Genomic DNA, 13878 nt, shown 5'->3' on the forward strand with positions numbered 1-13878 from the left:
GCCCTTTGGCGAAAATCATTCTAACCAGTCTGTGGCTGGGACTGCTGTCGCTGCCTCTCATGATAGAGTTGGACGCCCACTATTTTGGCCTGGGACGTCCCCTCATGGTTACCGGCGTTGTGGCGCTGCTCGGCCTCATGCAGTGGTTCGTTTCCCAATGGCGAAGAAAATCACCGGTGTGGATGGATCGTCTGGTGGAGGCCGGTGGGGCTACTGTTCGCAGCCTGACCCAGCGCATCAATCGTCGCCCGCTCTACATTCTGATGCTCGCCGCTGCGATTGTGATCCCCCTTGGTCTGAATCGGTATTACATCGATGTGTTGACCCAGGTGGGGATCTATGTGACGCTGGCGCTCGGACTCAACATCGTCGTGGGCCTGGCGGGGCTGCTGAATCTCGGCTACATCGCGTTTTATGCCGTAGGAGCCTATGCGTACGGTCTGCTCGCAACCCGGGTTGGCTTCTCGTTCTGGGAGGTCTTGCCGTTGGGGGCGGTTCTGGCGGCCATCTTCGGCGTTGTACTCGGCTTCCCGGCCCTGCGTCTGCGGGGCGATTACCTGGCGATTGTCACGCTCGGGTTCGGTGAGATGATCCGGATCGTTCTGAACAATTGGGATAGCGTGACAGGCGGACCTAACGGGATTATCGGGATCGCACGCCCGAGTCTTTTCGGATTCACCTTTTCCCACCCGATCCACTACTACTACCTGATCCTTGCTGTCGTTCTGCTCACAATCTTCGCAGTCAATCGGCTCAATCAGTCGCGTCTTGGTCGCGCCTGGACCGCGATGCGCGATGACGAGATCGCCGCTGAGGCGATGGGGATCGACCTGGTCAAGACGAAGCTGCTCGCGTTCGGTCTTGGCGCGACGTGGGCGGGAGTTGCGGGTGTCTTCTTTGCGAGTAAGATGACATTCATCTCTCCTGAGAGCTTCACATTTTTTGAATCGGTCATCGTTCTCTGTATGGTCGTGCTTGGCGGGATGGGAAGCATACCAGGAGTGATCCTTGGGGCCGCACTGCTGTTGATCCTGCCCGAGATAATGCGGCAGTTTGCGCTGTACCGCATGTTGGTCTTTGGGGCGGCCATGGTTGGGATGATGGTGATTCGACCAAGGGGGCTGCTTACCGCGCGCCGACGGACGATCCCCATCGGGCATAAGGGGTTGTCTCGCGCCTCAGTGGCGAGCGGGCCTCAGGCCCATTCGGCGGACTTACGGCGGGTCGGTCCGACCCCACAACTGCCGAGTGATACGATCACGATCCTACTTGAAACACGAAAGCTGTCGATAGATTTCGGCGGTCTCCGAGCACTTGATATGGTCGATCTCAGCGTGAAGGCGGGGGAAATTGTCAGCCTGATCGGCCCCAACGGGGCCGGTAAAACCACCTTTTTTAATTGTGTGACAGGCCTCTTCGCTCCATCGTCCGGAGAGATCCGCTATCGCGGTGAAAACCTGGTCGGCCTGAGGCCAAATCAGGTGGCCGCGAAGGGGGTGACCCGCACCTTTCAGAACATTCGGTTGTTCCACGACATGACGGTGCTCGAGAACGTTATGGTAGGGGGCCACTGTCGGATGCGGGCTGGAGTGATCGGCGCGATCATCCGACCGAAAGGCGTGATCAAAGAAGAGGAGGAGTTGGTGGCAAAAGGGTGTGACCTGCTGCGGTTCGTAGGCCTCGAGGAAAAAAGCGATCTATGGGCAAGCCAACTTCCATACGGCGACCAACGACGCCTTGAGATCGCGAGGGCGATGACAAGCGACCCGACCCTCTTACTCCTGGATGAGCCGGCCGCGGGGATGAACCCTCAGGAGACCAACGCCCTCATGGAGTTGATCCATGCAATTCGCGCCCGGGGCATTACCGTTCTGCTCATCGAGCACCACATGAAGCTGGTGATGGGCATTTCGGAACGGGTAGTCGTTCTCGACCACGGGATCAAGATCGCCGAAGGCAGACCGGAAGAGATCAAGGCCGACCCCAGAGTGATCGGCGCCTATCTCGGGAAAGAGTCGGTACATGCTTAGCCTGCAAGAGGTACATGTCCATTACGGCGCCATCCACGCGCTCAGGGGGATAAGTCTTGAGGTGAAGGAGGGTGAGATCGTTACACTGATCGGTGCCAACGGGGCCGGGAAGTCATCGACGTTAATGACGATTTCCGGAATCCTGAGACCAACTAACGGACGGATCATCTTCGAGGATGAGGATCTGACTCACCTGCCACCCCATGCCATCGTCGAGCGTGGCATCTCACAGGTCCCCGAGGGGCGGAGAATCTTTCCAACGCTGACCGTCCTGGAAAATCTGGAGATGGGCGCCTACACCCGCGCTGATAGCGCAGAGATCCGTCAGGACCTCGATCGGGTATTTCAACTCTTCCCGCTGCTGAAAGACCGCCGATTGCAACCGGGCGGAACCCTCTCCGGCGGCGAACAGCAGATGTTGGCTATCGGTCGCGCCCTGATGGCGCGCCCACGGCTCTTGCTGCTGGATGAACCTTCGCTCGGACTGGCCCCCAAATTGGTAGAGACAATCTTCGAGGTGATTCGAGAGATTAATGCCCAATCGACAACCATCCTGCTGGTCGAGCAAAACGCGCACATGGCCCTGCGGATCGCGGCCAAAGGGTACGTCATGGAGGTCGGTCGGATCGTACTGAGCGATGAAGCTGAAAACCTTATGGCCAATGGTGAAGTTCGAAGCGCCTACCTTGGGGAGTAATCGCCGGAAAAAGTCGGCTTGTTCTGTAGCCCGTATCGTCGTGGCCTTCCTGGCGCTCGCCTTGGCGTACATTCCGCAGACGTCAGCGGCGGGGGACGCACAGAGGGTTTCCGACATTACGATCGGGATCGTGGGTCCGATGTCGGGCGACATGGCGCACCTGGGCCGCTATGTACGGGAGGCGGCGGCATTGGCTGTCGAGGAGTGGAACGAGAAGGGAGGTATCCAGGGGCATCGCATTCAACTCCTACTGGAGGACGATCGTAACGATCCCTTGGAGGCGGTTGCTGCAGCCAAACGATTGGTGCAGGCAGGGGTCTGGGGTGTGATCGGCGACCTGACGTCAGCCGCCTCGCTTCCGGCTTCAGCGATCTATCAGGCAGCCGGAATTCCTCAGATCACACCCTCAAGCACCGACCCGCGACTCACAGAGCAGGGGTTCCAGAGCCTCTTTCGTACGTGCGGTCGAGATGATCAGCAGGGACGGGTGGCGGCCGAGTTCGTCCTTGACAGGCTTCACCCTCGCCGGATAGTGATCCTGTACGATCGAACGGCTTACGGTCAGGCGCTTGCAGAGGCTTTCAAGCGGCGGATCGTACATGCGCTGCGCGGCCTTCGTGTGACCAGCATGGCGCTTTCGTCGGACAGGAAAGATCTTAACTCTGTGGTCGAACAGATCAAGGCGAAGGAGCCGGACCTGGTGTATTTCGGGGGGCTGTATCACGAGGGCGGTCTGCTGGCGAAAAGGCTCCGGGAGGAGGGTGTCCAGGCTACTCTGGTCAGTGGGGATGGGGTGTTCGGAACGGAGTTCGTCAATCTGGCCGGAGAGGCTGCGGCGGCAGGGACCTATCTGACCTTCGCTCCCGACCCTATGCTGCTGCCAACTGCTGAGGCCGCCATCAAGCGCTTTCACGCTCGGTACAGCGCCATCGGCCCATATTCGCTGTACGCGTACGACGCGGCAGGCGCGCTTTTTACGGCCATTGCCGATGCCAGGCCAACAACTCCGTCGCGGCCTCATTTACTTCGGGTCTCGCAGGTCTTGCATCGGATGACCTACATGGGCGCTCTCGGCCGGCTCCGGTGGGACCATAAGGGCGATCTGGTCAAGCCACCCTATGTAATCTATCAGGTCAAGAAAGGGGGTAGCTTTCAAGGATGGTTCGAACAGGTGACCGATCGAACGCTCAAGCGATAAGACCTGCGGTCGTACCTGAGATCCCGTCAGCTTCTGCGGTGGCTCGCGCCGTCTTGGTTCTCCGGAAGGGGGGTCTGGTCGCGTTTCCCACCGACACCCTGTACGCCCTCGGAGCTGATGCTTCAAACCCGCTTGCCGTCAGGCGCGTCTTTGTCGCGAAGGGTCGTAGTCTGAGGAGTCCTATCCCGCTGCTGGTAGCCGACCTCATGATGGCGACCAGGCTGGTTGGTGAACTGCCTGAGGCGGCCGTTCGGCTTGCCGAGCGCTACTGGCCCGGTCCGCTTACCCTCATCGTGCGGGCCCCTCGCGGGATCTGCACGCTGCTCACTGCAGGGACCGGTCGAATCGGCCTCAGGGCCCCGGATGCAGCCGTTGCGCTTACGCTGATCCGCCAGTTCGGCGGCCCGGTGACCGGAACAAGCGCGAACCGGTCGAGGGATAAAGATCCCTTGGACGCCCATGAGGTGCTACGGCAGTTGGGGGATCAGGTGGACCTGGTTCTGGATGGGGGTCCTGTGGCCGGTCGGAGTCCGTCAACCGTTGTGGACGTTACCGTCAGCCCGCCCGTCATTGTAAGACGTGGTCCAGTCCGGCAAGAAGAGATCCTGAGACTGCTAGGACTGTAGGCACACTTTACAAAGAAGGCGGGCGTGACGTCGAATTGAAACTTCCTGAAAGCTTTTGGAAAGTCCGCGAAAATGTGCTAAAAATAAAGTGTTACAAAGGGCTATGGGATATTGACAGCATAGATCAGCAACGATAGGTACAAGCGCCATGGGAATTGAGCCGATTATTGAACGCGTTCGCGCAGCATCACCTGATGCGGATGTGGCCCTGCTGCAACGTGCCTACGATTTTGCCGCCAGGGTCCACAAGGGTCAGGAGCGAATCTCTGGGGAGCCGTACCTGTCGCATCCGATAGCGGTGGCTGAGATTGTGCTGAATCTGAAGATGGATGTAGCGAGCATTGCGGCGGCTCTCCTGCACGATGTGGTAGAAGATACCCACGCCTCTCTGGAGGAGGTCAAGCAGGCCTTTGGCAATGAGATCGGGGATCTCGTCGACGGTCTCACGAAGATCAGTAAGCTCCCCTTTGGTAGTCGCCTGGAGCACCAGGCCGAGAGCCTCCGTAAGATGGTGCTGGCGATGTCGAAAGATATCCGTGTCATCCTGATCAAGCTGGCTGATCGGCTTCACAATATGCGCACCCTCGAACCGCTTCGAGAGGAGAAGCGTCGACTGATTGCCAGGGAAACACTCGACATCTACGCGCCCATCGCCCATCGCCTTGGAATTTATTGGATGAAGGCCGAGTTCGAAGACCTGGCGCTCCGCCACCTTGAACGCGAGGTCTACCAGGACTTGTCAGCACGGATCGCGAAGAAACGGCGGGAGCGTGAGAAGGATATCAATGAGGCCATCGGGATCCTTCAGCAGAAGTTAACCGAGGTCGGTATTCGGGCCCAGATCATCGGTCGGCCAAAGCATTTCTATAGTATTTACAAGAAGATGCACGATCAACATAAAGAATTCGATGAGATCTATGATCTGACCGCGGTCCGGGTAATCACCGAATCAGTCAAGGATTGCTACGGTTCGCTGGGCGTGATCCACTCACTATGGAAGCCGATTCCGGGTCGGTTCAAGGACTTCATTGCGATGCCGAAGTCCAACATGTATCAATCGTTGCACACGACCGTGATCGGCCCGGTCGGCGAACCGGTGGAGATACAGATCCGAACCCATGAGATGCACAAAACGGCGGAGGAGGGGATAGCGGCCCATTGGGTGTATAAGGAGGGGAAGGCGGCGCTTGACCCGGCCGACAAAGGGTTTGCCTGGATTCGACAGCTCCTGGAGTGGCAGCGCGATCTGAAAGACAGCCGGGAGTTTTTGGAAACGGTGAAGGTTGATCTGTTCCCTGAAGAAGTCTATGTATTTACGCCGAAAGGAGATGTGAAGAACTTCCCCAAGGGGGCGTGCCCCATTGACTTTGCCTTTGGTGTCCACACCGATATCGGCCTTACCTGTGTGGGGGCCAGGGCGAATAGCCGTCTGGTCCCCCTGCGATACGAATTGCAACATGGCGACATTATCGAGATCCTGACCGACTCAAAGCACCATCCGAGCCGCGACTGGCTGAAACTCGTGAAGACCTCGCGGGCGAGGGGGCGGATCAAGCAGTGGATCAAAAATGAGGAGAAGGTCCGGAGTATCAGTCTCGGGAAAGACCTGCTGGAAAAGGAGCTTCGGCGGTTGGGTAAGAGCCCCTCTCAGATCCTCAAGCCGGACGCGATCACCAAGGTTCTCGTCGGCTATGGCTATGCGGCCCCGGACGAGTTTTTCGCCACCGTCGGATTTGGTAAGCTCTCCCCTCGCCAGGCCATAGCCAAGCTCCTGCCCGCAGAAGAGCTACCCCATGAAGGGGAGATAAAGCCGGAGCGAAAGGTCCGCCAGCAGCCCGATGAGGGCGTGACTCTTCTAGGGGCACACGATTTTCTCATTCGGTTCGCCAGGTGTTGCAGCCCGCTCCCTGGTGATGAGATTGTCGGTTTCATTACCCGTGGACGCGGGGTTTCGGTCCACACGGCGGATTGCTCGAATATAGACCAACTCCTGTACGACCCGGATCGAAAGATTAACGTCTCCTGGGATGCAGCACCGAAGACCGCCCATCAGGTCAAAATCCGCGTGATGATCGGGAAGGACCGACCAGGGATTCTGGCTGCAATCAGCTCGGCAATCTCCGCCACGAAGATTAATATTGCTCAGGCTGATATACGCGTGACGGAAGACCGGAAGGGATTAAACACCTTTACGCTTGAGGTAGCCAATTTGAAGCAGCTTCAGTCAGCGATGGGAGCGATCCGCCAGATCGACGGGGTGATGGGAGTAGAGCGCATTCGCGGCTGACCAAGATCAGCCATGAGCTAATGATTACCAGTTAATGGCGCTTTTGTTTATCCGGCCTTCTGGACGCGCCCGGATCGCAGACAGCGAGTGCAGAGTGCCATGTAGCGGCGAGTGCCGTTCATGACAATGTGATGACGCGAGATATTAATCTGCTGACGGCGCTTACTGACGTTGTGGGCATGGCTGACCTGACTGCTTACTCGCGGACCTCGTCCGCACATTTCACATTGACTGGCATGCGTGATCGGCATTGAAGCACCTCCGATGGTTGGTGACCACTGAATGATTATTCGCAACGACCAATAATTATACTGCGACCACGAAGTAAAATCAAGCGCAGACGCACACATCTGCTTCATACGACTCATGAGGGTGATCGGCGGCCTCGCCAGGGGGCGACGGATTCTGGCTCCTCGCGGAAGAAGGACGAGGCCGACCTCGGACTATCTGCGGGAGGTCCTATTCAATTTGCTGGCGCAACAGATAGAAGGCAGGACGTTTCTCGACCTGTACGCGGGGACCGGAGCGGTGGGGATCGAAGCCCTGAGCCGTGGCGCGGCTGTGGCGGTCTTCGTTGAGCATAATCGGTCGGCCCTTACGATGTTGCATCGAAATCTCGACACGTCGGGGTTTCGTGACCGGGCTGAGGTAGTTCCGATGGAAGTTCTCCGATACCTGCGCCGGTCGGTCTGCGGATCACGACAATTCGATCTGATATTTCTGGATCCGCCTTACCTGCACACTGATGCGGGGGCGGTCATTAGTTTGATCGCGTCGACTAGGATCCTTGCACCGACCGGCATGACGATTCTGGAACGATCTGTAAAGGCCGTCCCGATCCACGTCCCTGCCGGGCTGACGCTTATTCGCGAGGTCCGACATGGCGGCACAGCCCTTCAGCTCTACCAACAGGAGGCAATGTGACGACGCTGGCTGTCTACGCCGGGACCTTCGATCCGTTTACCTTCGGTCATATTGATATCGCCAGGCGGGCCCATCGCCTTTTTTCTCGTCTTATTATCGCTGTGAGCACCAACCCGGAGAAAGCCGCGCTGTTCAGCCTTATGGAGCGGCAACAGATCATCCGGAACGCTGTTCGGGGGATGCGAGGTGTCTCTATCGACTCCTTCGACGGCCTCCTGGTGGACTACATGCAACGAAGGAGAGCGCGCGTGATTATCCGTGGTCTTCGCGCTCTCTCCGACTTCGAATACGAATTTCAGATGGCGTTGATGAATCGAAAACTCAACGAAGAGATCGAGACGGTATTCCTTATGCCCCACGAAAAGTATTCTTACCTGAGTTCGCGGCTCGTGAAAGAGATCGCCTTACTGGGCGGGGACGTTTCCCAATTCGTCACACCCATGGTGGAAAGGATGCTGAAGGAGCAGGTCACCTTACGTTAGGGAGAAAAACGGAGACAAGGACAATGACCATAAATCTGTCAAGTCGCGCCAGGAATGCCAGTCCCTCTGCCACGCTGGCCATTGCTGCTATCGCCAAGCAGATGAAGGCGGACGGAATCGATGTTGTGGACTTCGGACTCGGAGAGCCGGATTTTGAGACGCCGGCTCACGTCAAGGAAGCGGCAATTACCGCCATCCGGGAGGGGTTCACACGATATACCGCTGCCGCCGGCATCGACGAGTTGAAACAGGCGATCATCACCAAGCTGAAGCGCGATAACGGCCTCTCCTACAGTCCGCCAGAGGTGATTGTATCGTGCGGTTCGAAGCATTCGTTGTTCAACATCGCCGAGGTGCTGTTTGAGTCTGGGGACGAGGTAATTGTCCCGGCCCCTTACTGGGTCACCTACACGGAACAGATTCGCCTTGTCGATGCACGGCCGGTCATCGTGCAGACGCGGGAAGAGGATGGGTTCCACCTGACCCGTGAGGCGCTGGAGCCGGCCATTACGCCGAAGACCAAGGCGATCCTGCTGAACAGTCCCTGCAACCCGACCGGCGCCATGGTCCCGCTGGAACAGTTACGGGCGATCGCCGCGCTTGCGGTGGAGCGAGACCTGTTGGTGATTTCGGACGAGGCGTATGAATCGCTGACCTACGACGGGCATGCCCATACGAGCATCGCCTCGCTCGGCGAGGAGATAAAAAGTCGAACGATCCTTGTCAATAGCGTCTCGAAGGCGTATGCCATGACCGGTTGGCGGATCGGGTACGCGGCGGGACCGGCGGAGATCATCAAGGCGATGGGCACTATCCAAAGTCAGGTCACGTCGAATCCCACCTCGATCGCGCAGAAGGCAGCGGTTGCCGCCCTCCTCGGCCCGCATGATGATCTGCGCGCTATGGTGGTTGAATTCGATCGACGTCGGAAGTATCTCATCGATCGGCTGCATGTCATTCCCGGTATTACATGCACGAACCCTGAAGGCGCATTTTATCTTTTTCCCAATGTCTCCAGCTTCTACGGAGCAGTGGCGAATGGCCGCCCTATTCGGAACTCCGCCGAGATGGCAACCTACCTATTGCAGACTGCCCGTGTCGTATTGGTCCCAGGGAGCGAATTCGGAAGCGACGCGCATCTTCGCCTTTCGTACGCGACGCCGATGGAAAGTATCAGCAAGGGAGTAGAGCGGATCGAGCGGGCCCTTGACGTGCTTCGTGGCTGATGCTCATTGCGTGTATTGCGTTATTACGTACTGCGTGGTGCGTCAGCTTCCATCGCTTCTCAAAACGCCGCACGCTCGCACGCTGTACACCGCAAGAGGTTGGCAATGCCTAAACTGAAGTTGATCACCTTTGGCTGTCAGGCGAACGATCTTGATTCAGAGCGGATCACCGGCCTGCTGCTTCGCGAGGGGTATACCCTTACCGAACGGGAGGAGGAGGCCGACCTGATTCTTCTCAATACCTGCGCGATCCGCGAGAAGGCGGAGCATAAGGTCTACAGCCGCCTCGGGTCTTTTCAGGTATTGAAACGGGAGCGCGCCGAACTGAAGATCGGCATCTGCGGATGTGTCGCGCAGCAGGAAGGGGAGGCGCTCCTTAATCGTTTTCCATACCTGGACTTCGTTGTCGGTCCAGGACAGCTCACAGCCATTCCATCGTTGCTTCAGGCCGGGACGGCGAGAGGCGTTGCGACCGCAAGAACACCAGGTTACTCCTACCCCGTAAACGCGCCGGTTCAGCGTCAAAGCAATATCAGGGCCTGGGTCAGCATCATGGAGGGGTGCGATCACTTCTGTACCTTTTGCGTAGTTCCTTTCACTCGTGGCCGTGAGCGCAGTCGGCCTCCGCAGGAGATCGTGGAGGAGATCCGCGGGCTCAAGCGCCAGGGGTATCGCGAGGTCACGCTCCTGGGTCAGACCGTCAACTCCTACGGGAGGAAACTCACGCCTCCGGTCAGCTTTGTGGAACTGCTCCGTCAGATCGATCAGCTCGTAGACGGTCAGATGCGGGTTCGATTTACGAGTCCGCATCCTCTCGATGTGACCGATGAGCTGGCGGCGGCAATCGCCGAACTGCCGAGTCTGTGCGAACAGATCCATCTGCCGGTTCAATCGGGCTCTGATCGGATCCTGCATCAAATGAAGCGCGGCCATACTCGGGATGAGTACCTGGAAAAGATCGCACTGCTGCGGGCCAGGACACCAGAGATCGCTATCACTACGGACATTATTGTCGGGTTTCCCGGTGAAACGGAGGAGGATTTTCAGGCGACTCTGAATCTGATGCAGAAGGTTGGGTTCGATGGCGCCTTCATGTTCAAGTATTCGCCGAGACCCCACACAGAGGCGGAACGGATGCCTGATCAGCTCTCTGAGGAGGTGAAAGCCCGTTGGTTGGAGCAGGCGCTTGCGCTCATGAACCGACTGTCGCTGGAGCGCAACCGCGCGTACCTCGGCCGAACAGTCGAGGTGTTGGTGAATCGTGAAGATGCCAAGGGGAATACCGATCGCCATACCGGTCGGACACGGCAGAATAAGATTGTCCACTTTGGAGGTGGAGGGGTAGCGGACGGGAGCGTCGTGTCAGTGGCGATTACAGGGGCTACCCCCCTGTACCTGCAAGGCGGAATGGTGTGCTGACACATCGGGTTCTGTTCGATGAGCAGACGATTGCAGCGCGGGTGGATGAGCTGGCGTACGCGATCGCCCAGGACCTGCCGGAGCCGACGCCGGTCCTGATCGGTCTGCTCACCGGCGCGTTTATCTTCCTCGCCGACCTGGTACGGGCGCTGGGACGCTTGGAGATCGAGCCCCAGGTTGACCTGATGGCCGTCTCACACTACGGGCCGTTGGTGGCCTCCAGTGGCCTGGTACAGCTCCACAAGGACAGCGCATTGGATCTCGACGGACGGGTGGTGTTGCTTGTCGATGATATCCTGGATTCGGGACGGACGCTCAGCATGGTCCGCGCGCACCTGGCCGCCCGGAACCCACGCTGGCTGCGCACCTGTGTCCTCCTGGACAAACCGAGTCGACGACAGGTGGCGATCAACGCCGACTACGTCGGCTTTGAGGTACCCGACGCCTGGATGATCGGCTACGGCCTCGACGCGTATGGGCAGGGACGGGGGCTTCCGTACGTGGCCGTACTTGAGACAGTAGACCCCGCCAGGATGGAAGTCGTACGCCAAACGTGATGACGAGGGACACACGCCGACACCGTCTGGTCAAAGAGGATCTGGTCTACGGGCCGCTGCATTCCCGACGGCTCGGCCGCTCGCTGGGCGTGAATCTGCTTGGGGCCGGCGCGAAGCTCTGTTCCTTCAACTGTCGTTATTGTCAGTGCGGCTGGACAGTGCATCCGATCCTGAAGCCCACCGAGCAGAGCGCGGAGTTGCCTTCAGCTCAAAAGGTTACCGATGCCTTGGAGACGAAGCTTCAGCAACTGCGCCGTGAGCAGATCCCCATCGACGTCATCACTTTCTCAGGCAATGGCGAGCCGACGCTCCATCCGGAGTTGGAGGCGATTGTCAAGGCCGCCGCTGACCTGCGGGACCTCTATACGCCCTACGCCAAGCTCGCCATTCTTTCGAATAGCTCTACTGTGCATCGGCCGGAGGTGCGCGCCGCCCTGCTGAGGATCGATCTAAAGTTGATGAAGTTGGATGCCGGAAGCGAGACACTCGTGCGTCGGATCAATCTGCCGGCCCCCGGGTGGGACTTCGGTACGATGCTCCAGGGGTTAGCCGAGCTCGACGGCGTACTACTGCAAACGATGTTCGTGTGGGGGAGAGTGGCGAATACGGCCCCTTTAGCGATTCGCGAATGGTCCGACCGGGTGGGTGAGATTTGCCCGCGTGGTGTTCATATCTATACGCTCGACCGGGTCCCAGCCGACCCCGGCTTGACGCCGGTTTCCAGGGGGGTACTCGAGTCGATTGCCGGCTACGCGCGACGGCGCGCCCATGTTCCAATTGAGGTCTACTGAGGCAGTCGGTAGCCGTCGAACGTTGCGGCGGCTGCTGGCGCTCCCTGTACTCGCCCTGTTAGGCCTGGGCGACTCAAGCTATCTGCTCTGGCAGCATCGCGCGGACACTGCGGCCTTCTGTCTTGCAGGGGGATGCGATGTTGTCAATCAAAGCGCATACTCTGAGATCAGAGGAATCCCTCTTGCCGCCTTCGGTATCGGGGGGTATCTGCTGCTACTTACTCTCTCGATCGTGGCCGTAACGCTTCTCAGTCGGCGGGTGCTGGGGATGATCGTCGCAATCGCCGGAATCGGCGTCGCGGTGTCGGCATGGCTGATCTATCTGCAGGTCGCAGTGATTGAATCGATCTGTTCGTGGTGCGTCCTTTCGGCCTTCACGATGACGTCGCTCTTTAGTCTGAGCCTGAGTGCGTTTCTCACGATACGACCTCTAGCGCTGTCGGAACGGGCGATCCCACCACGAACAATGCAAGTTCCAACAGGGGCTTTGCGACGCGCCTACAGGTTTCCGCTGATGGCGGCGGGGATGCTCGCCCTGCTCGCTGCATTGCTGGGAGGACTCTACCGTTTAGGTTGGGACTGGTCAATCGTCCCTGCGACGTTGCCGGATGTACATGGTCCTCTGATGGTGTCCGGATTCTTAGGGACGCTTATCGGGTTGGAACGGGCGGTGGCAATGGGGAAGTGGTGGTCTGCTGTTGGACCGCTGTGTACCGGGGCGGGCGCCGTGGCGCTGATTACCGGTGTGCCCGGTACAGTAGGTCCGGCATTGATGACCATGGGCAGCCTCATCTTGGTCGTCACGTTCGCTCGCCTCATATGGGAGCAGCCGGCCCTGTTTACAATCACGATGGGGCTTGGGGCGCTCGTGTGGCTGGGAGGCAACATCCTCTGGCTTAACGGATGGTCGATTGCCAGCGTAGTGAGTTGGTGGGCCGCCTTCCTGATCCTGACCATTGCCGGCGAACGACTGGAGTTGAGCCGCTTTCTCCCTCTTGCGCCACGACATCGGCTCTCATTCCTCGCCGCGCTGGGGTTGTTTGTGGCCGGACTCATTCCCGTCGGGATTGCGTTCGACATCGGGGCGCGCCTGAGCGGGTTGGGGCTGATTGCGCTGAGTGTCTGGTTATTGCGGCACGATATGGCGCGACATGCGGTGCAAAAAACAGGACTCCACCGATTTGTGGCGCTCAGCCTGCTTTCAGGCTACGTGTGGCTGGCAGTAGCCGGGATGCTCACATTAATTTTTGGCGGAGTGGCGGCTCACCATCATGCAACTTTGCACGCTATGCACGGACCTGACATTCAGAACGGCTATGATGCGACTCTACACGCCATATTTGTGGGCTTTGTGTTTTCTATGATTATCGGGCACGCCCCGATCATCTTTCCGTCTGTGCTGGGAATTCCTTTGCCTTTTCGCCCCGCCTTCTACAGCCATCTCATCCTGCTTCATCTGTCGCTTGTGCTGCGAATAGTGGGGGATGTGGCGATGTGGCAGCCCGGAAGACTGGCGGGCGGACTGTTCAATGTGGTAGCCGTACTACTCTTTCTGGGCAACATGGCGTTGTCTGCTGTGTCTGGAAAACGATCAGGCTCGTTGGTAGATGCTGGGGGGCAAGCAGGTTGAGGTCAGAAAAG

12 protein-coding genes and 1 pseudogene are annotated in these 13878 nt (G+C 58.5%); 12 read left to right on the plus strand and 1 reads right to left on the minus strand.

Going from position 1 to position 13878, the window contains the following annotated elements:
- The first annotated feature begins 59 nt into the window (after nucleotides 1-59).
- From KGL31_09465 to KGL31_09485, 5 genes and pseudogenes are all read left to right on the plus strand, one after another.
- Nucleotides 60-1142 (plus strand): annotated as a pseudogene (locus KGL31_09465) (branched-chain amino acid ABC transporter permease).
- 880 nt (nucleotides 1143-2022) lie between these two features.
- A complete protein-coding gene (locus tag KGL31_09470; protein MDE2322127.1) occupies nucleotides 2023-2727 on the plus strand; it encodes an ABC transporter ATP-binding protein in 705 nt (234 codons plus the stop codon).
- Entirely contained in the window at nucleotides 2669-3925 is a 1257-nt protein-coding gene (locus tag KGL31_09475) for a branched-chain amino acid ABC transporter substrate-binding protein (GenBank protein MDE2322128.1), read from the plus strand. The genes KGL31_09470 and KGL31_09475 overlap by 59 nt, the downstream gene beginning before the upstream one ends.
- Nucleotides 3886-4551: a threonylcarbamoyl-AMP synthase gene (locus tag KGL31_09480; protein ID MDE2322129.1), complete on the plus strand. Its 666-nt coding sequence runs from the start codon at nucleotides 3886-3888 to the stop codon at nucleotides 4549-4551. The genes KGL31_09475 and KGL31_09480 overlap by 40 nt, the downstream gene beginning before the upstream one ends.
- 148 nt (nucleotides 4552-4699) lie before the next feature.
- Nucleotides 4700-6838 carry a bifunctional (p)ppGpp synthetase/guanosine-3',5'-bis(diphosphate) 3'-pyrophosphohydrolase gene (locus tag KGL31_09485; GenBank protein MDE2322130.1) on the plus strand — a complete coding sequence of 713 codons (2139 nt, stop codon included), beginning with the start codon at nucleotides 4700-4702 and terminating at the stop codon, nucleotides 6836-6838.
- A 47-nt stretch (nucleotides 6839-6885) separates the two neighbouring features.
- Here KGL31_09485 and rpmB read toward each other — a convergent pair whose 3' ends face one another.
- On the minus strand, nucleotides 6886-7089 hold the full coding sequence (gene rpmB / locus KGL31_09490) for a 50S ribosomal protein L28 (GenBank protein ID MDE2322131.1): 204 nt from the start codon (nucleotides 7087-7089) through the stop codon (nucleotides 6886-6888).
- A 115-nt stretch (nucleotides 7090-7204) separates the two neighbouring features.
- On the opposite strand from rpmB, the gene rsmD reads away from it, so the two are divergent.
- The 7 genes from rsmD (at nucleotide 7205) to KGL31_09525 (ending at nucleotide 13867) form a co-directional block, all read left to right on the plus strand.
- A complete protein-coding gene (gene rsmD / locus KGL31_09495) occupies nucleotides 7205-7762 on the plus strand; it encodes a 16S rRNA (guanine(966)-N(2))-methyltransferase RsmD (protein MDE2322132.1) in 558 nt (185 codons plus the stop codon).
- Nucleotides 7759-8244 carry a pantetheine-phosphate adenylyltransferase gene (gene coaD, locus KGL31_09500; GenBank protein MDE2322133.1) on the plus strand — a complete coding sequence of 162 codons (486 nt, stop codon included), beginning with the start codon at nucleotides 7759-7761 and terminating at the stop codon, nucleotides 8242-8244. The genes rsmD and coaD overlap by 4 nt, the downstream gene beginning before the upstream one ends.
- Before the next feature lie 23 nt (nucleotides 8245-8267).
- Nucleotides 8268-9470, plus strand: a complete 1203-nt coding sequence (locus KGL31_09505) for a pyridoxal phosphate-dependent aminotransferase (protein ID MDE2322134.1) — start codon at nucleotides 8268-8270, stop codon at nucleotides 9468-9470.
- A 105-nt stretch (nucleotides 9471-9575) separates the two neighbouring features.
- On the plus strand, nucleotides 9576-10889 hold the full coding sequence (gene miaB / locus KGL31_09510; GenBank protein MDE2322135.1) for a tRNA (N6-isopentenyl adenosine(37)-C2)-methylthiotransferase MiaB: 1314 nt from the start codon (nucleotides 9576-9578) through the stop codon (nucleotides 10887-10889).
- Nucleotides 10883-11446, plus strand: coding sequence for a hypoxanthine phosphoribosyltransferase (hpt, locus tag KGL31_09515; GenBank protein MDE2322136.1), 564 nt, complete (start codon nucleotides 10883-10885; stop codon nucleotides 11444-11446). The genes miaB and hpt overlap by 7 nt, the downstream gene beginning before the upstream one ends.
- Entirely contained in the window at nucleotides 11446-12237 is a 792-nt protein-coding gene (locus KGL31_09520; GenBank protein ID MDE2322137.1) for a radical SAM protein, read from the plus strand. Before hpt ends, KGL31_09520 begins: the two co-directional genes overlap by 1 nt.
- Nucleotides 12215-13867, plus strand: coding sequence for a vitamin K epoxide reductase family protein (locus KGL31_09525; GenBank protein MDE2322138.1), 1653 nt, complete (start codon nucleotides 12215-12217; stop codon nucleotides 13865-13867). The genes KGL31_09520 and KGL31_09525 overlap by 23 nt, the downstream gene beginning before the upstream one ends.
- Nucleotides 13868-13878 lie beyond the last annotated feature (11 nt).

Source organism: Candidatus Methylomirabilota bacterium, assembly GCA_028870115.1.
Lineage (GTDB): Bacteria > Methylomirabilota > Methylomirabilia > Methylomirabilales > Methylomirabilaceae > Methylomirabilis.